Consider the following 17,410-nt stretch of genomic DNA (forward strand, 5'->3'; position numbering starts at 1 on the left):
TAACGATCAGTGAAGAAAGGGCCGCGCATCTTACTTGAACGGCTGTGGCGCCGCTTGCAACTGCGTCTCGACTTCGGCGCAACGCGGGCACAGGCAGGACGCATTGCGCACTTCGGCCGGCAACGCTTCTAGGATCGCCGGGTCGATGCTGACGCCATAGCACCAGCAGGCGCGGTCGGCGGTTCGCGGGTCGGCCAGGGTGCAATCGTTGGATGCACCGCAGGCCGGGCAGAGGTCAGGCGGGTTCATAGCGGGACTGAGACATTTCCATGCAGGTGCGGTTACGGCCACTTTGTTTGGCCCGGTACATCGCATGATCCGCTCGCGACAGCAAACTGTGCAAGGTGTCATTGGGTTGCAGGGTGGTGAGGCCGATACTGACGGTTACGTGCAGGGCCTGATCGTTGTAGGCATAGCGCTGTTGTTCCACGTGCTGACGAATTTTCTCGGCGATCATCCGACCGGTCTCACCGTCAGTGTCCTTGAGCAGCACGATGAATTCTTCCCCGCCCCAGCGGCAGACGATGTCGGACTGCCGCAGGCAGCTTTCCAGGCTCCGGGCAAAACCGATCAGCACCTGATCGCCGGCCAGGTGACCGTAGGTGTCGTTCAACGCCTTGAAGTGATCCAGGTCCAGCAACAGCGCGGTCAGTGGCTTGAGTTCGCGTTGGGCTTCGTGCATGGCTTGCGCGGCCAGCAGGTCGAAGCCGCGACGGTTGGGCAGTTCGGTCAGGCTGTCGAGGGTGGCCTGGGCCTGGATCTTGTCCTGATAGCGTTTGATCGCCCGGTTGAGCAGGGCCAGGACGATCAGCATGACCAGAAAACAGATCAACAGGTTGAGGTACAGCGACTGGCGGATTTCAGTCAGGGCGCCGTCTTCGCGTTTGTCGACGAACAGGTACCAGTTGAGTTCTGGAATGAAGCGCACATTGAGGAAGTGTTCCTGGTCCTGGACCGAATACTCGTAGCTGCCGCTGTGGGGTTTTGGCAGCCGGTTGGCCAGGTCTTTCATGCTGTCGAGCTCGCTGAGTTTCTGCCCGATGTGCGCGCCTTGCGGGCCACCTTCGGCGCCTGTGAGCACCAGGCGCCCAAAGTTGTCGACGAAGAACACGCTGCGTTGATAGCGCTGCTGGTACTTGTCGATCAGCTTGATGACCGCATCAACCGTCAGACCAACGCCCGCTGCGCCGATGAATCGGTTGTTGTAGTCGTAGACCTTGTAGTTGATGAAGAAGGTCAGGTTGTCCTTGTTGGCGAGGTCCGGGTCGACGTTGATCTCGTAGGGATCCTTCATGTCGCGCACGCGAAAGTACCAGGCGTCGCGGGGCTCGGTAGCCTTGATCTGTTTCAGCACACCCTTGGCGTGGTAGTAGGTCAGGCTGGTGTTGGAGACGAAGAATGCGGTGTAGGCGCCGTAATGGGTCATGACTTCGTTGAGGTAACGGGTCATCTGGTCGGCGTCATTTTCACCGTTGACGACCCAGTCACGCATGAAGGTGTCGCGGGACATCATCGAGGAAATCAGGATCGGTCTGACAAGGTCTTTCTGGATTTCCGAATAGACCGTGTCGGAAGTCAGCGGCAGTTCTGTATTGACGATGCTGTCGCGGATCGACGCCCGCGACGCGTAGTAACTGAGAAAGGACGTAGCCATGAAACCTGCGCCCAGCAACGCGACCAGCGTGATGACCAACGAACGTTGAGAATACAGCGGCGAGCGAAGCGGCATGGCAGTTCCGTTGGCAGTGGTCCGATGGATAGCATTCTAATGGCACTGCCGGGAAATAACTGCTCCATGTGCGCCGCGAATACTCGTTCCAGTGGTTGCGTCATCACATAACGTCTGTAGGAATCGCGTTTATGCCAGTGTTTTCAGGTAGGCCCGCCATCCGCCGAAATGACTGATATCCGTCGCGCCCTCCAATCCATACGCCTCACAGATAAAACCGCTTTCCCAGCGACCATCCGCCAGTTGCACTTTGCCCAACCCCAGCGGCGCCGGAATCCCGGTCAGGAACGACCCCAATTCCGTGCTCGGCAACTCCCAGACTTCCACGGCAATCGCCACGCCACCGTCTTTCACGCGGACCATGCCGGGCCGAAACGGCGGTCCACCGGCCAGCGCATAGAGCTGATAGTCAGGTGAGCTGAAGGTCGTTTCCAACAACCGGGCACCTCGCTGCTTGAGCTGCCAGTTCAGCGCCAAGCCGTCCAGGTGTGCGCCGCAAACCACCAGTCGAGCGCGGTCATTGCGTGCGACGGTCGTTGAGGCAGGCGCCGCCAAACCGTGCTGGCGTTGCAAACCATCGGCCACGCTCAACAAGTACTGATCGGTGAAGGCACGACCAAACAGCGTCACGCCCCACGGCAAACCATTGCCCATGAGACCGTTCGGTACAGCGATGGCGGCGTAGTCGAGCAAGTTCATGAAGTTGGTGTAGTAGCCCAACTCGGAATTGCGCAGCACGGGTTCAGCGTCGAGCTCGGCCAATGTGACCGGGCGGCCAATGGTCGGCGTGACGACGCAATCGAGACCCTCCAGCGCTCTATCACACAAGGTTTTCAGCGCTTGCAGCCGGTACTGGGCGCGGAAAGTTTGCACGCCATTGACGGCGGGGGCCTTGGCCAATACGGCGCGGATCACCGGCAGCACGGCTTCGGGATTTCGTTCCATCAATTCGCCGGCCACGCTGTACCGTTCGGCAACCCATGGGCCTTCATAGAGCAGGCGCGCGGCTTCCAAAAATGGCGACAGGTCCAGTTCCACCACCTCGCCGCCCAACGCCTTGAGCCGGTCGATGGCATCACCGAACAGCAGCGGGCCTTCAGGGCAGCCGAAGAACTCAAGGTCCTGCGCACGCGGCACGCCGAAGCGGAACGGACGTGGAGAGCCGAACGCCGAGCCGTCATTCCACAAAGGATTATTGCGACTGTACGCGTCCCTAGGGTCGAGGCGTGCAGTGAGCGCCAGTAACTGACTGGCCTCTCGAGCCGTTGCGGTAAACGTGGTCACGCAATCGAGGGTGCGACAGGCCGGGACCACCCCGGCGGTGGAGATCAGCCCCTTGGTGGCTTTCATGCCGACCAGATTGTTCAGCGCTGCCGGCACGCGGCCGGAGCCTGCCGTGTCGGTGCCCAATGAAAAGCTCGCCACACCGAGCGCCACCGCCAGCGAAGAACCGGCACTGGAACCACCTGACGGGTACTCCGGCAACACACTGTTCGGGCAGGCGCCATAAGGCGAACGGCTGCCGTTGAGGCCTGTGGCGAATTGGTCGAGATTGGTCTTGCCCAACGGGATCGCGCCCAGCGCCAGCAGTTGCTCGACGATGGTCGCCGAACGTTCCGGCACATAGGCAAACGAGGGGCACGCCGCCGTGGTCGCAATGCCCGCCAGGTCGATGTTGTCCTTGATCGCGAACGGCACGCCATACAGCGGCAGGCTGTCGATGTCGCGGCCATCGAGGGCGGCGAGGTAGGGTTCCAGTTCATCGACACTGAGCAAATGGATGAACAGGTGATAGTCCGGGTTCAGCGCCGCGGCTTTGTCCCGCAGGCTCAGCAACAGTTGCCGAGGTGTAATGCTGCCGTCGCGGTAAGCGCTGCGCAGGGCGTCGAGTTGCAGATTGATGTTCATGGTGTCGGTCCTTATCAAAATGGCTTCAGTCGAGTTCCAGCACGGCGACGCGTTGTCCGGCGCGCACCGTGGAGCCTGGCTGCACACGAATTTCGCGCACCACGCCGGCCATCGGGGCGAGCAGGGGGATTTCCATCTTCATCGACTCCAGGATCACCAGCACATCGCCGGCCTCGACCCGGCTGCCGGCCTCGACCTGCACTTGCCAGAGGTTGCCGGCGATGTGGCTGTCTATGCTCAGTTGGCCGTTGCCCAGCGGCGCATCTTCGGTCGGCTCAGGGGCTGCTTCCTCGCTGTCGAAATGCGCCTGGCCGCTGGCGATCCAGCGCTCGCGTTCGGCGTTGAACGCACCTTGTTGTTGCTTGCGAAACGCCTCGATGCCGCCGGCCTCTTTCGCCAGAAACGCCTGGTAATCCGCCAGGTTCAACTGGCCGTGCTCGATGTTCAGATCGAAGCGACCCAAGGGGAAGTCGCGGCGGATGCGCAGCAGTTCATCGGCACTGACCGGGTAGAAACGGATCTGGTCGAAAAAGCGCAGCAGCCACGGTTTGCCATCGAACGCAGCGACTTCACGGTAGCGGTTCCACATCTGCAAGGTGCGGCCGACAAACTGATACCCGCCGGGGCCTTCCATGCCGTACACGCACATGTAGGCGCCACCGATGCCCACCGAGTTCTCGGCGGTCCAGGTGCGCGCCGGGTTGTACTTGGTGGTCACCAGGCGATGGCGCGGGTCGAGGGGGGTGGCGACCGGTGCACCGAGGTAGACGTCGCCCAGGCCCATCACCAGGTAACTGGCGGCGAACACCGTACGCTGCACTTCATCGAGGTTCGGCAGGTCGTTGATGCGGCGGATGAATTCCAGATTGCTCGGGCACCACGGCGCGTCCTTGCGCACGGTGGTCATGTATTTCTCGATGGCCAACTGGCACGCCGGATCGTCCCAGGACAGCGGCAGATGCACGATGCGCGACGGCACTTGCAGGTCCTTGGCGGCGCACACGGCATCCCATTCGCCAGCGACGATGCCGAGCAGGTCGGACAGCGACAGTTGCTCAGGCTGATAGTGGATTTGCAGCGAGCGGATACCGGGCGTCAGGTCGATCACGCCGTGCAGGTGTTGGCTTTCCAGGGCTTGCATGAGGGCGTGGACGCGGAAGCGCAAAACCAGATCCAGTTCGGGTGCGCCTATCTCAAGCAGTAAATGGGTATCGCCTGAGAGTCTTGCAACCAGCCGCGTATCGTCCTGCCCGATATCCAACACCACAGGCGACACAATCCCCTGTAGGAGCTGGCTTGCCAGCGATGAAGTTGATGCGGTGTCTGGCCGGGCCCCATCGCTGGCAAGCCAGCTCCCACAGGTATCCCATTTCAAGGCGAGGCTTCGGGCAGTCTTGAGGTCGACGGGGGAGAACTGCACTTTGTCCCCAGCCTTGAGTTGCCCCAGTTGCCAAAGATCCGCTTCGATCACGGTCACCGGGCATACGAATCCGCCAAGGCTCGGGCCGTCCGGGCCGAGGATCACCGGCATGTCACCGGTAAAATCCACCGCGCCGATCGCATACGGATTGTCGTGAATGTTCGACGGATGCAGCCCTGCTTCTCCGCCATCGGCACGCACCCATTCCGGCTTGGGGCCGATCAGGCGCACGCCGGTGCGGCTGGAGTTGAAATGCACTTCCCACTGCGTGGCGAAGAAGGTGCCGATGTAGTTTTCAGTGAAGTATTCCGGCGCGCCGTGAGGGCCGTAGATCACGCGAATCTGCCGCACCGCCGGTAGCGCGGCGAGCTGTTCTTCAGCCAGTTGCTGACCGATGCTGTGGTCACTCAAGGCCGGCACATGCAACACATCGCCAGCACGCAAAGCGCGCCCGCCGTGACCGCCGAACTGGCCGAGGGTGAAGGTGCTTTTGCTGCCCAGGTAATCCGGCACTTGCAGGCCACCGCGCAGGCACAGATAACTGCGCGCACCGGCGCCGGCAATCGTACCGAGGCTCAACGTTGCCCCCGATTCAATCAGCAGCGCCGTGTTCATCGGCACGGTTTCGCCATTCAAGGCCAGATCAATAGCGGCGCCGGTCACGGCCACGACCGCATCGCAATTGAAGCGCAGCATCGGCCCGCTCATGGTGATTTCCAGCGCCGCGGCGCCTTCGTCGTTGCCCAGCAAGCGATTGCCCAGACGCAGCGCGCGGCTGTCCATCGGCCCCGATGGCGGCACACCGACGGCCCAGTAACCGAGGCGGCCGGGGTAGTCCTGAACGCTGGTCTGGGTGCCGGCGCTGATCACTTCAAAGGTGTTGGCCTGATACACCAGGCCTTCCAGGCAACGGGTCCACGGTTGGCCGCTGGCGAAGGGCGCATCCAGCAGAATCTGCCGCAGGTAATCGCGGTTGGTTTCGACGCCATACAGTTGGCTGTCGCCGAGTGCTTGATGCAAATCGGTGCGAGCCTGTTCCCGCGTCGGCGCCCAGCTGATGACCTTGGCGATCATCGGATCAAAGTAGGGCGGGATCTCGCAGCCAGCCTCGACCCAGGTGTCGATACGCAGCTGAATGCCATTGGCCGCTGGAAAGTTCACAGCGGTGAGCAATCCCGGGCTCGGCTGAAAATCCCGGCCCGGATCTTCCGCATACAGCCGCGCCTGAATCGCGTGCCCCTTCGGTTTCAATTCCTGAACCAATTCGCCCAGCGGCGGCAAATCACCGGACGCCAGTTGCACCATCCAGCGCACCAGGTCGACGCCCCATACTTGTTCCGTGACGCCGTGTTCCACCTGCAAGCGGGTATTCACTTCCAGAAAATAGAAGCGCTGGGCGTCGCTGTCGAACACAAACTCGACGGTGCCGGCGCTGCGATAATTGACCGCTTTGGCGAGCTTGATGGCCGCCGCGCACAACGCCTCGGCCATGCCCTCCGGCAGATTGGGTGCCGGGGTTTCCTCGAGGACTTTCTGGTTGCGCCGCTGTACCGAGCAGTCGCGCACGCCGAGGGCAATCACCTCGCCACGGCCGTCACCGAATACCTGAACTTCCAGGTGACGTGCACGCTGGATGTACTTTTCGATGAACACCCCGGCGTCGCTGAAGTTGTTCTGGCCCAAGCGCTTGACCGCTTCGAAGGATTCACTCAACTCGGCGGCACTGCGGCACACGCGCATGCCGATGCCGCCACCGCCGGCGGTGCTTTTGAGCATCACCGGGTAACCGACCTGTTCGCCGGCAATCAGCGCGGCGTCGAGGCTGTCGAGCAACTCGGTGCCTTCGAGCATCGGCACGCCATGTTGCTTGGCCAAGGCGCGGGCGGTGTGCTTGAGGCCGAATACGCGCAGTTGCTCAGGCGTTGGGCCGATGAAGGCAACCCCGGCGGTTTCGCAGGCTTCGGCGAACGCGGCGTTTTCCGAGAGAAAACCATAACCGGGATGGATTGCGGTAGCACCCGTGGATTTGGCGATGGCGAGGATTTTTTCCACCGCCAGATAAGTACCGCCCGCCGCGCCTTCACCGAGGCTGTGGGCTTCGTCGGCTTGCAGGATATGCAGGCTGGCGGCATCGGCCTCGGAGTACACGGCAACGCCCTGCACCTGCAGTTCGCGCAAGGTGCGCAGGATGCGGCAGGCAATGGCGCCACGGTTGGCAATCAAGACTTTTTCGAACATGGCATAACCCCCGGAGGCGACAGCACATCAGCCTCGACTTGGGATGCGGGCCGTCCCGCAGTTTTTCGAAAGGCACCGGGGTCGTCCCCGTTGACAGAAATACACAGCACCCTTGTAGGAGCTGGCTTGCCAGCGATAGCGGCGTGTCAGCCGACATCATGGCTGAAGGTGCCGGTCAATCGCTGGCAAGCCAGCTCCTACAGGGGAGCGGTTACTTGATGCACTGCCCCGAACGGGCCTGGCACAGGGCAAACAACCATTTACGCAATCGCGCTAATTTCAGTTCCATACCAGCAGCTCCGCAGGTGTCGGGTTGTAGGCGTTGCACGGGTTGTTCAGTTGCGGACAGTTGGAAATCAGCACGATCACATCCATTTCGGCACGCAGGTCGACGTACTTGCCCGGTGCGGAAATCCCGTCTGCAAAGGTCAACCCGCCATCGGCCGTGACCGGCACGTTCATGAAGAAATTGATGTTTGGTCCGATGTCGCCCTTGCCCAGTCGACCGTCATGCGCACAGGCGCGCAGGTAGTTGTCGCGGCAGCTGTGCATGTAGCGTTTTTCCAGCGCGTAACGCACGGTGTTGCTCTCTTGCGCGCAGGCGCCGCCGAGGGTGTCGTGGCGCCCGCAGGTGTCGGCGACGATTGTCAGCATCGGCTTGCCAAGGTTGGAATACAGCACGCTGCCGGTGCTCAGGTACACGCTGTTCTGACGGCGCAAGGTGCGCTGCACGTCGTAGCGCTCCTTGGGGTTGGCAACGCTGTAGAACAACGTATCGACGGCCTGATTGCCTTCCAGATCGAGGATGCGCAGGGTTTGACCGGCCTTGACTTCCATCAGCCAGGGTTCACCGGCGGGGATGGTGGCGCGGTAGATCGCGGTTTCAGGCTGCTTTTCAGTGGTGATGAGAGCGAGTGACATGGCAGCGATCCTCAGGCGAACAGACGGTCGGTGTTGATGAAACCGCGCTCGTTTTCCGGGCGCGAGGTGCGGCAGTGTTCGGCGACGCTGGCGTCGGCGTTCATCCAGCTCAGCTTCAAGGGTTTGGGGGCGTATTCCGGCGACGGATCCATCGGGTGTTGCAGGGCCGTGAGCACCACCAAGGTATCCATCGGTGCGTACAACTCGATGTAATCACCGGCCTTGGAATTGGCCTCGACGAAGTGGAAGCGCCCGGCGTCATCGACGTTCACCCGGCTGAACAGATTGAGAGTCATCAGCAGGTCCGACAGGCCCAGGCCCCACTTGCCCAGTTCCACCAGCAGGTTGTCGGTACCGTTGCGGAAGAAGCCGTTGCGCAGTTCCTGGTAGCGACCGGTGCCGTATTTTTCTGCAACCTCTTCAGTGCAGAGCACACCGCCGAGGCTGTCGCTCCAGCCGCAGGTGTCGGCGGTGATCGCGGCCAGCACGCGGCCCATGTCCGAGTACAGGCAATGGCCGGTGGTGAGCTTGGCGGTGTGTTGGCATTTGAGGCTGTCGGGCAGGTTCAGGCGTTCGGTTTTTTCATTGGCGTTGAGCAGCGTCAGGCTGACGTTGGCGCCGCCGCGAATGTCGGTCAGGCGCAGCAATTGGCCGCGTTTGAGCACGAACGAGCGATGGCCACCACCCGGCAGCATTTCTTCGGCGAAGGGCGGGAACAGTTGGGTCGAATCAGTCATCGGGAAAATCCTCTCAAGCGGTTCGAAGTGAGCCCGCCAGTTGCACCGGCAAGGCGTCGACGGCGGCACGGCTGATGCGGCGGTCGCTGTTCAAGGGAATGTCGTAGGTGATGCGCGCGCCGTAGGCCCCGGGGGCGTGCGGATCGAGGCGGACCTTGTCGAACACCAGCAAGCGCGTACCGAGGCTGAAACCTTCGGACAGGTCGTGGGTGACCATGAACACGGTCAGCCGGGTCTCGCGCCACAGTTCCAGGAGCAAGCCGTGCATGTCTTTGCGGATGCCCGGATCGAGCGCACCGAACGGTTCGTCGAGCAGCAGCACCCGCGGCTTCATGATCAGCGCCTGGGCGATGGCCAGTCGTTGCTGCATGCCGCCGGAGAGCTGCGCCGGGTATTTGTCCAGCGAATGTCCGAGGCCGACTTTGTGCAGCAATGCCGAGGCCTGTTCCCGAGCCTCACGCTTGGCGCTACCAAACAGGCGTCCGAGCAGTGGCGAGCGAGGCAGTTCGAGACCGAGGGCAACGTTGTCCAGCACGCTCAAATGCGGGAACACCGAGTAGCGCTGGAAGACCACGCCACGGCTGGCGTCCGGCTCACCGGCCAACGGTTGACCGTCGAGCAGGATCTGGCCGCGACTGGCACGCTCCTGACCGAGCAGCAGGCGCAGGAAGGTCGATTTACCGCAACCGGAGGCGCCGACCAAGGTGCAGAATTCACCCTCGTCGACGTTCAGGTTCAGGCCTTCGAGCACCACTTGATCGGCGTATTGCTGCCAGACGTTTTTAACGGTGATGAAGCTCATGCCCGCGCTCCTTCATACCAAGGGAACGCACGTTGGGTCAGGTACTTCAGGCCCCAATCCATCAGCCAGGCAAGCAGGGTGATCCACACCACATAGGGCAAAATCACGTCCATTGCCAGGTAGCGGCGCACGAGGAAAATCCGGTAACCCAAACCGTCGGTAGAGGCGATGGCTTCGGCGGCAATCAGGAACAACCATGCCGAGCCGAGCATCAGCCGCAGCGAGATCAGCAACCGTGGCAGCAATTGCGGCAACACCACTCGCAGCATCAGGGTCCAGGTCGAGGCACCCAGGGTTTGCGCCTTGATCAGCAACTCCACGGGTATTTCCCTGGCGCGCTGTTCCAGATCCCGGGCCAGCGCCGGGGTGATGCCGATCACGATCAGCATCACCTTCGACAACTCCCCCAAGCCGAAAACGATGAACAGGATTGGCAGGATCGCCAGCGGCGGCACCATCGACAGCACCGTCAACAAGGGCGACAACGGTGCGCCAAACAGCGGCAGGGTGCCCGCGGCGATGCCCAGGCACAGACCGGCCAAGGCACTGATACCGAGGCCGATGGCCAACCGGCGCAGGCTGGACGCGGTGTCTTGCCAGAGCAGGTATTCGCCGGTGCGGCTGTCGGCGACAAACGCCAGGCGTTTCACCGCATCGGTCATCTGCACGGCGCTGGGCAGCAGCTTGTCATTGGGGTTGTCCGCCAGTCGCTCGGCCGAGCCCATGAAGTAGGCAAACAGCAACAGGGCGAACGGCAGGATCACCAACAGCAGGCGACTCGGGCGATCCGGGTGGCGATTGATCAGGCGCATGGCCAGTTCTCCTGATTACAGCTTGGCGTCGGCGGCCATCTGCACGTAGCTCGGATCGAAGCGCAGCTTGAGGTTGCCTTTGTCGCCGCTGGTCACGCCATTGGCGAAGGCCATGCCGACCGCGCTGGTGTCTTTGGCGCCTTCACCCAGCAAACCGTGCTGGAAGGAAAACTCGGCGACTTTGCGCATGGTTTCCGGCAACTGCTGACTGGTGCTGAAAGCCAAAGCTTCCTTGGGTGTGGCGAACAGTTTGGTGGTGTCCAGTTGCGCCTGGAAACCCGCCAGGTCAGTGCCCGATGCCTTGGCCATGTGTTCCAGCGCGGCTTTGCTGGCGGCGCTTTTCGCGTTCATCAACTCGACCACTTCGAACCAGGCACCCGTCAGGGCTTTGCCCAGTGCCGGGTTGTCTTTGAGGGTGGCGCTGTTGACGACCATCATGTCCATGATTTCGCCGGGGATCTGGCTGGAATTGAAGACTTCGGTCACCGCAGGCTTGGCCTTGATGTCCGAGAGCATCGGGTTCCAGGTGGTGACGGCGTTGACTTGATCGGTGTTGAAGGCGGCCGAGATATCGGCGTCGGAGGTGTTGACCACTTTCAGGTCTTTCTCGGTGAGGTTCACCGAATCCAGGGCCCGGGCCAGCAGGTAGTGCGAGACCGAGAGTTCGACCAGATTGACGTCCATGCCCTTGAGGTCGGTGAGTGTCTTGCCTTCGCCCTTGAGCACGATGCCGTCGTTGCCATTGGAGAAGTCACTGACGATCAGCGCGGTGCTGTCGACGCCACCGGCCGCAGGGATGGTCAGCGCATCCATGTTGGTCATGGTGCAGCCGTCGAACTGGCCAGCGGTGTACTGATTGATCGATTCGACGTAGTCATTGAGTTGCACCACGTCGATCTTGATACCGTACTTCTTTGCCCATTTGTCGACGATGCCCTGGCTGCCGGCGTATTCCCAAGGCATCCAGCCGGCATAGATCGTCCAGCACACGCTGAAGTGATCTTTCTGGGCGGCTTGGGACGAGAAGCTCACAAGGGCTGCGAACGCAGCGGCGAGCAGGGCGGATAAACGAAGCTGGGACATGGTGGTTCTCCAGTTGGTCAAGGGCGGACAGGAAGGCAGCGGCACCGCTAGCGGTGGCTTGTCTCCCGGGCTTTTGTCCCGCCGTGTAACCTCAACTGGAGGTCGCCAACTCTCGGACCAGCCACTCGCGCTTGCGAGCCGGAACCCTAGTCAGCCATTGCAAATTGTGGTGCCGCGAACCTGTAGTGAGTCCTGCACGGTATTGACTAAGCGAGAGCCGTGCCAAGTCTGCTCGAGGTGTCTGGCACGGGGATCAGCGAAAGGGAGGGGAGGGGCGATCAGGTGCTGTTGCATTGTGATGGTGCGTCCGTGCACTGAGATGTAGCGCGATCCGCCACTGATCAGAAGGTCAACGCCGACTGGCACTTGGGAGTAAAAATACACGGTCCACGCCATCACGGCGGTGGATATCGCCATGGTTACCGTTAATCAACGCGCGAATAGATGAAAAACCTTTCATCGGACAGATGTTTCAACGTGTTGCGCGAACGCACCAGATTCCGAAATCGATGTCTGATCTTTCGACAGTCAGCAACATTTGACTGTCGCCTGCCAGCGTCGCTGGTGTGGCTAACCCGCGGTCCAGGAGGCCGCTATGTATCGCCGAATTCTACTGCTTGCTGTGTTGGGATTGTCCCTTGGTGGGTGCGTGCCCTATTACGATGAAGGAGGCAGTTACTACCGTTCCGAAGTCTATACCTCGCCGGCGCCGACCTATTACGCCGGGGGCAGTTCCTACTATTCCAATGGCGGCGGTTACTACTCGCCAGCTCCCCGGTACTACTCACCGCCAGCGCGGTACTACCAGCCGACGCCGCGTTATTACTCGCAGCCGCGGGTCTATCAATCGGCTCCACGCTATTACCAGTCGGCCCCGCGTCATTATCAGTCATCGCGCGGCGACTACCGGGCGCATCAGAACCAGGGTTGGGATGGCCGCAGCAATCGAGGCGGTTGGGACAAAAACCGAGGCCACGACGGACGGCGGGGCGGTAGTGGCGATCATAACGGTCGTGGCGATCACGATGGCCGCGGCGGTCACCGCTGATCCTTACAACAATGCAATTCCAATGTGGGAGCTGGTTAGCTCCCACATTTTTTTGCGGACTTCAGTAATTCAACAAATCCGCCAACGGATGCCGACCTTCCCAAACCTTATGGAAATGCGCCTGCACCACCGCGTCCGGCACATTGTTGATGTCCGGCCAATGCCAGTGGGGCGTCTGATCCTTGTCGATCAACCGTGCACGCACGCCTTCGCTGAATTCCGGATGACGACAGCAGTTGAGACTCAGGGTGTATTCCATCTCAAAGACCTGGGCCAGCGACAGGTGTTTGGCGCGAATGATCTGTTCCCACACCAGATGCGCAGTCAAGGGTGAGCCTTCGCTCAGGGTCCTGGCGGCGCGACTCATTATCGGGTCGCTGTTGTCGCGCAGGGCGCTGATGGCTTTCCAAGCACAACGCACATCGCTGACATCCAGCAGTTCGTCGATTTGCTGGCGACGCGGCAGCCACTGGGCTTCAGGCATTTGCGCTACTGCTTCTTGCTGCAACGCCTTGAGCAGACTGTTGAGCTGCATCGGTGTCTGTTCCTGCCAGTTCAATTGCAGCAGGCCTTCGATCAAATCCGCTTGCTGCTCATCGCGCAGAAACCGATCCGCCAGATCCAGATCGATCGCATCGCGGCCATTCATGTGCGCGCCGGTCAGGCCAAGAAACAGGCCGAGTTTGCCCGGTAGCCGCGACAGAAACCAACTGGCGCCAACGTCCGGGTACAGGCCGATGCTGATTTCCGGCATCGCCAAACGGCTGCTTGGCGTGACAATGCGGATGCTTGCCCCTTGCAACAGGCCCATGCCACCGCCGAGCACATAACCATGGCCCCAGCAGATCAGCGGTTTCGGGTAGGTGTGCAGGCGAAAGTCCAGGCGATATTCCGCCGCGAAGAATTGCGCGGCCAGGGGCGGCACTTCACCGGGGTGGGCGCGACAGGCTTCGACCAGGCTGCGCACTTCGCCACCGGCGCAAAAGGCCTTGGGGCCATTGCCGCGCAGCAGGACGCAGACGATTTGCGGATCTTTGGCCCAAGCGTCCAGTCGGTCGCGCAGGGCATTGATCATTGGCAGTGACAGGGCGTTGAGCGACTTTTCGGCATCCAGGCTGGCGATGCCGATACGGGCGCCGTCGGTGCCGGTGAGCTCTTCGAAGTGCAGATTCATCGTGACCTCGATCGGGAATTTGAGGGTTAAGTATGATCGCTGTGCAAGAAAGCGCCGGATCTGCATCAGATCAATTGACAAGCGTGGTGCGCTTTCCTAGGGTTCGCCCCATTGTTTTTGCCGGATGTAACCATGACTGCTGATGACCGTATCAAACTCGAACCGAGCTGGAAGGAGGCGCTGCGTGCCGAATTCGACCAGCCCTACATGACAGAGTTGCGAAATTTTCTGCAGCAGGAGCGGGCGGCCGGCAAGGAGATCTATCCGCCAGGGCCGATGATCTTCAATGCACTCAATTCCACGCCGCTGGACAAGGTCAAAGTCGTCATCCTCGGTCAGGATCCCTACCACGGTCCGGGTCAGGCCCATGGCTTGTGCTTCTCGGTGCAACCGGGCGTGCCGGCGCCGCCGTCGCTGGTGAACATTTACAAAGAATTGAAGCGCGACCTGAACATCGACATTCCCAACCATGGCTACCTGCAAAGTTGGGCGGATCAGGGCGTACTGATGATCAACACCACCATGACCGTCGAACGGGCCAACGCCAACGCGCACAAAGACAAGGGCTGGCAGTTTTTCACCGACCGGATCATTGAAGTGGTCAGCCAGCAACAGCCGCACCTGGTGTTCATGCTGTGGGGCGCCCATGCGCAGAGCAAGCAGAAGCTGATCGATGCGACCAAGCATCTGGTGCTGACCTCGGTGCACCCGTCGCCGCTGTCTGCCTATCGCGGCTTCCTCGGTTGCGGACACTTCAGCCGCACCAACAAGTTTCTGGAACAGAATGGCGAGACGCCGATCGAGTGGCGGTTGCCGCCGGTTTGATGGGAATTGGTTGAGCTTTTGTGGCGAGGGAGCTTGCTCCCGCAGGGCTGCGAAGCAGCCCTGAATTCTGCAATCCGATTTCTTCTGACACACCATGCACATAGGCTTTACGACTGCTGCGCAGCCGAGCGGGAGCAAGCTCCCTCGCCACAGGTGGAGTTAAATTTCTGGTTCTTCCGGTTGTCGATTCCAATACTTGAACAACGGCTCTGCCAGAAACAACACAAACAACAGCCGCATCACCTGCATCGCCGTCACCAGCGGCACCGACAATTGCAGGGTCTCCGCCGTCAGGCTCATTTCGGCAATCCCGCCGGGCATCATGCCCAAGGTCAGCGAACGCAGATCCAGATGGGTCAGCGCACTCAAACCCAATGCCGCCACCGTTGCGATCAACATGGTCAGGACGGTGCCAATCAGTGTCCGCCCCATGAAAGAGGGCGCACGCCGGAAAAACTGCCGATTGAAGTGACAGCCCAAGCCGCTGCCGATCAACCATTGGCCGATCTGACTGCCGCCGTCAGGCAAACCGATGTGCAAGTCCCAGCCGATGCTCACTGCCGCACTCACCAGCAACGGTCCGAACAACCAGGGGTTGGGTTGACGCAGCCGTTCCCAGATCCAGGCCGCCAAAGCGCCCGCGGGAAGCAAAATCGCCAGCCAGCGCCAATCGATGCTGCCGGCGTAGGAGAGTGGCGCACCGTCGCCCAACAGATATTTGAACGCTGCCGGCACACAGAGCACTACCACCAACACGCGCAGACTCTGGCCTGCCGCTACCCGGCTGAGAACCGCGCCATTGCGTGCACCGAGGTTGACCATCTCGCCGGAACCGCCGGGCATGCTGGAGAAAAACGCAGTGGCGCGATCCTCACCGGTGCGGCGCATCAGCCACACACCGACGACCGCCGACAGGCTGGTGACTAGCGCACCGAAGAAGATCAAACCGAAATGACTGAGTACCTGCTCCATTACCACCGGAGTGAAATGCAGGCCGATACCGATACCGACGATCCACTGGCCGCACTTGCGGCCGCCAGGGATTTCCGCCAATTGCCAGGGTGTCAGGCAGCGCACGAGGATGATCGCCAGCAACGAACCGACCATCCACGGCAAAGGCCAGCCGACCTGGCTGGCAAGGAAACCGCCGAGCAGGCCGACCAGCGGGGTTCCCCACCAGGCTTTGAAAGGTGTTCGATCAGACATCGGCAACAACGCGCCGCGCAACTGAACGTTTACGCCAGATGCGCGCAATCGGCACCAGCAACATGACCACGATCAACCCCCAGACACCGACGGTGATACCGCTCGACCAGAGAATATCCAGCGAACCATTGGAAATCGACAGCGCCCGACGCAGATTCTGCTCCATCAAACCACCGAGGATGAAGCCCAGCAAAACCGGCGACAACGGGAAGTCCAGCTTGCGCAGGATGTAACCGAAGATGCCGATGCCGATCATCAGGAACAGATCGAAGGTCGTGGCATGCACGGCGTACACGCCAATGGCGGTGATGATGGCGATCATCGGCACCAGCGCCCAGTTCGGCACGGCAAGGATTTTGGTGAAGATGCGGATCATCGGGATGTTCAGGATCACCAGCATGATGTTGGCGATGAACAACGATGCGATCAGGCCCCAGACGATGTCCGGTTGCTGCTGAAACAGCAGTGGGCCTGGCGTGATGTTGTACAGCGACAGCGCGCCGATCATCACGGCTGTGGTGCCCGAGCCAGGGACGCCGAGGGTCAGCATCGGCACCAATGCACCGCAGGCTTCTGCGCCAATGGCGGTTTCCGGAGCGGCCAGGCCACGTTTGTCGCCCTGTCCGAATTTTCCGCTTGGGCCAGCGATGCGTTTCTCGGTCATGTAGGCCACAGCACTGGCCAACGTTGCGCCAGCACCTGGCAGCACACCCATGATGAACCCGAGCACACCGCAACGCATGTTCACCCAGAACACCGAAGCCGCTTCCTTGAAATTGAACAACATCCGCCCGGTGGCCTGGAACGCTTCTTGGCCACGGTGGGTTTTTTCCAGCAGCAACAGAATTTCGCTGATGGAGAACAGGCCCAGCACCAGCACCACGAACTGAATACCGTCAGTGAGGTGGATGTTGTCACCGGTGAACCGGTACACACCGCTGTTGGCATCAATGCCGACGGTCGACAGGAACAGCCCGATCAGCGCCGCGATAAACGTCTTGAGGGGCCGATCACCTGCCATGCCGCCGAGACAGACAATCGCAAATACCATCAGTACGAAGTATTCCGCGGGACCGAAGGCAATCGCCCATTTCGCCAGCATCGGCGCGAACACGACCATCCCGCAGGTCGCGATAAATGCACCAATGAACGAGCTCCACGCCGACAGTGACAACGCGACACCGGCCAGACCCTGACGGGCCATCGGGTAGCCGTCGAGGGTGGTCATGACGGTCGAAGCTTCGCCCGGGATGTTCAGCAAAATCGAACTGATCCGCCCGCCATATTCGCAACCCAGGTAAACCGCGGCCAACAGGATCAATGCCGACTCCGGTGGCAGGCCCAATGCGAAGGCGATCGGGATCAGCAACGCCACGCCGTTGATCGGCCCCAGGCCCGGAAGCAGGCCGACGACCGTACCGATCAGCGTGCCGCTGAGTGCAGTCACGAAGTTGTAAGGGGTTAACGCGACACCGAAGCCGTGACTCAAATAACCAAGCGTATCCAT

14 protein-coding genes and 1 riboswitch are annotated in these 17,410 nt (G+C 61.0%); of the genes, 2 read left to right on the forward strand and 12 right to left on the reverse strand.

Features of this window, described 5'->3' with window-relative positions:
• Nucleotides 1-30: 30 nt before the first annotated feature.
• The 9 genes from CKW19_RS23470 to CKW19_RS23510 form a co-directional block, all read right to left on the reverse strand.
• Nucleotides 31-249, reverse strand: coding sequence for a cysteine-rich CWC family protein (locus tag CKW19_RS23470; protein ID WP_095060232.1), 219 nt, complete (start codon nucleotides 247-249; stop codon nucleotides 31-33).
• Nucleotides 236-1,729, reverse strand: coding sequence for a sensor domain-containing diguanylate cyclase (locus tag CKW19_RS23475; RefSeq protein WP_095060234.1), 1,494 nt, complete (start codon nucleotides 1,727-1,729; stop codon nucleotides 236-238). The genes CKW19_RS23470 and CKW19_RS23475 overlap by 14 nt, the downstream gene beginning before the upstream one ends.
• A 129-nt stretch (nucleotides 1,730-1,858) precedes the next feature.
• Complete coding sequence (gene atzF / locus CKW19_RS23480) at nucleotides 1,859-3,637, reverse strand: allophanate hydrolase (RefSeq protein WP_095060236.1); 1,779 nt, start codon at nucleotides 3,635-3,637, stop codon at nucleotides 1,859-1,861.
• 25 nt (nucleotides 3,638-3,662) lie between these two features.
• Nucleotides 3,663-7,295, reverse strand: a complete 3,633-nt coding sequence (uca, locus tag CKW19_RS23485) for an urea carboxylase (RefSeq protein ID WP_095060238.1) — start codon at nucleotides 7,293-7,295, stop codon at nucleotides 3,663-3,665.
• A 279-nt stretch (nucleotides 7,296-7,574) separates the two neighbouring features.
• The gene (locus tag CKW19_RS23490; protein ID WP_095060240.1) at nucleotides 7,575-8,216 is read right to left on the reverse strand and encodes an urea amidolyase associated protein UAAP2; all 642 of its coding nucleotides are present in this window, start codon (nucleotides 8,214-8,216) and stop codon (nucleotides 7,575-7,577) included.
• 11 nt (nucleotides 8,217-8,227) lie between these two features.
• Nucleotides 8,228-8,953, reverse strand: a complete 726-nt coding sequence (locus tag CKW19_RS23495; RefSeq protein ID WP_095060242.1) for an urea amidolyase associated protein UAAP1 — start codon at nucleotides 8,951-8,953, stop codon at nucleotides 8,228-8,230.
• A gap of 13 nt (nucleotides 8,954-8,966) precedes the next feature.
• Entirely contained in the window at nucleotides 8,967-9,755 is a 789-nt protein-coding gene (locus tag CKW19_RS23500; RefSeq protein ID WP_095060244.1) for an ABC transporter ATP-binding protein, read from the reverse strand.
• Nucleotides 9,752-10,567, reverse strand: coding sequence for an ABC transporter permease (locus CKW19_RS23505; protein ID WP_095060246.1), 816 nt, complete (start codon nucleotides 10,565-10,567; stop codon nucleotides 9,752-9,754). The genes CKW19_RS23500 and CKW19_RS23505 overlap by 4 nt, the downstream gene beginning before the upstream one ends.
• Nucleotides 10,568-10,582: 15 nt before the next feature.
• Complete coding sequence (locus tag CKW19_RS23510) at nucleotides 10,583-11,650, reverse strand: putative urea ABC transporter substrate-binding protein (RefSeq protein ID WP_095060248.1); 1,068 nt, start codon at nucleotides 11,648-11,650, stop codon at nucleotides 10,583-10,585.
• Nucleotides 11,651-11,710: 60 nt separating this feature from the next.
• A riboswitch (guanidine-I (ykkC/yxkD leader) is annotated at nucleotides 11,711-11,811 on the reverse strand.
• A gap of 434 nt (nucleotides 11,812-12,245) precedes the next feature.
• On the opposite strand from CKW19_RS23510, the gene CKW19_RS23515 reads away from it, so the two are divergent.
• Nucleotides 12,246-12,698, forward strand: coding sequence for a hypothetical protein (locus CKW19_RS23515; RefSeq protein ID WP_095060250.1), 453 nt, complete (start codon nucleotides 12,246-12,248; stop codon nucleotides 12,696-12,698).
• Between the two features lie 61 nt (nucleotides 12,699-12,759).
• On the opposite strand, the gene CKW19_RS23520 is transcribed toward CKW19_RS23515, so the two are convergent.
• Nucleotides 12,760-13,872: an enoyl-CoA hydratase/isomerase family protein gene (locus CKW19_RS23520; protein ID WP_095060252.1), complete on the reverse strand. Its 1,113-nt coding sequence runs from the start codon at nucleotides 13,870-13,872 to the stop codon at nucleotides 12,760-12,762.
• Nucleotides 13,873-14,004: 132 nt separating this feature from the next.
• On the opposite strand from CKW19_RS23520, the gene ung reads away from it, so the two are divergent.
• Nucleotides 14,005-14,697, forward strand: coding sequence for a uracil-DNA glycosylase (ung, locus tag CKW19_RS23525; protein WP_053155726.1), 693 nt, complete (start codon nucleotides 14,005-14,007; stop codon nucleotides 14,695-14,697).
• A gap of 159 nt (nucleotides 14,698-14,856) precedes the next feature.
• On the opposite strand, the gene CKW19_RS23530 is transcribed toward ung, so the two are convergent.
• Together CKW19_RS23530 and CKW19_RS23535 are read right to left on the reverse strand one after the other, a co-directional pair.
• Nucleotides 14,857-15,903 carry an AbrB family transcriptional regulator gene (locus CKW19_RS23530; protein WP_095060314.1) on the reverse strand — a complete coding sequence of 349 codons (1,047 nt, stop codon included), beginning with the start codon at nucleotides 15,901-15,903 and terminating at the stop codon, nucleotides 14,857-14,859.
• The gene (locus CKW19_RS23535; RefSeq protein WP_095060254.1) at nucleotides 15,896-17,410 is read right to left on the reverse strand and encodes a tripartite tricarboxylate transporter permease; all 1,515 of its coding nucleotides are present in this window, start codon (nucleotides 17,408-17,410) and stop codon (nucleotides 15,896-15,898) included. Before CKW19_RS23535 ends, CKW19_RS23530 begins: the two co-directional genes overlap by 8 nt.

Origin of the sequence: Pseudomonas sp. Irchel s3f7, from assembly GCF_900187615.1 — a bacterium.
GTDB lineage: Bacteria > Pseudomonadota > Gammaproteobacteria > Pseudomonadales > Pseudomonadaceae > Aquipseudomonas.

What these genes read in the sequence shown, in the direction of transcription:
- CKW19_RS23470 (WP_095060232.1), bottom strand. Translation starts at nt 249, where the DNA reads ATGAACCCGCCTGACCTCTGCCCGGCCTGCGGTGCATCCAACGATTGC.
- CKW19_RS23475 (WP_095060234.1), bottom strand. Translation starts at nt 1,729, where the DNA reads ATGCCGCTTCGCTCGCCGCTGTATTCTCAACGTTCGTTGGTCATCACG.
- atzF (WP_095060236.1), bottom strand. Translation starts at nt 3,637, where the DNA reads ATGAACATCAATCTGCAACTCGACGCCCTGCGCAGCGCTTACCGCGAC.
- uca (WP_095060238.1), bottom strand. Translation starts at nt 7,295, where the DNA reads ATGTTCGAAAAAGTCTTGATTGCCAACCGTGGCGCCATTGCCTGCCGC.
- CKW19_RS23490 (WP_095060240.1), bottom strand. Translation starts at nt 8,216, where the DNA reads ATGTCACTCGCTCTCATCACCACTGAAAAGCAGCCTGAAACCGCGATC.
- CKW19_RS23495 (WP_095060242.1), bottom strand. Translation starts at nt 8,953, where the DNA reads ATGACTGATTCGACCCAACTGTTCCCGCCCTTCGCCGAAGAAATGCTG.
- CKW19_RS23500 (WP_095060244.1), bottom strand. Translation starts at nt 9,755, where the DNA reads ATGAGCTTCATCACCGTTAAAAACGTCTGGCAGCAATACGCCGATCAA.
- CKW19_RS23505 (WP_095060246.1), bottom strand. Translation starts at nt 10,567, where the DNA reads ATGCGCCTGATCAATCGCCACCCGGATCGCCCGAGTCGCCTGCTGTTG.
- CKW19_RS23510 (WP_095060248.1), bottom strand. Translation starts at nt 11,650, where the DNA reads ATGTCCCAGCTTCGTTTATCCGCCCTGCTCGCCGCTGCGTTCGCAGCC.
- CKW19_RS23515 (WP_095060250.1), top strand. Translation starts at nt 12,246, where the DNA reads ATGTATCGCCGAATTCTACTGCTTGCTGTGTTGGGATTGTCCCTTGGT.
- CKW19_RS23520 (WP_095060252.1), bottom strand. Translation starts at nt 13,872, where the DNA reads ATGAATCTGCACTTCGAAGAGCTCACCGGCACCGACGGCGCCCGTATC.
- ung (WP_053155726.1), top strand. Translation starts at nt 14,005, where the DNA reads ATGACTGCTGATGACCGTATCAAACTCGAACCGAGCTGGAAGGAGGCG.
- CKW19_RS23530 (WP_095060314.1), bottom strand. Translation starts at nt 15,903, where the DNA reads ATGTCTGATCGAACACCTTTCAAAGCCTGGTGGGGAACCCCGCTGGTC.
- CKW19_RS23535 (WP_095060254.1), bottom strand. Translation starts at nt 17,410, where the DNA reads ATGGATACGCTTGGTTATTTGAGTCACGGCTTCGGTGTCGCGTTAACC.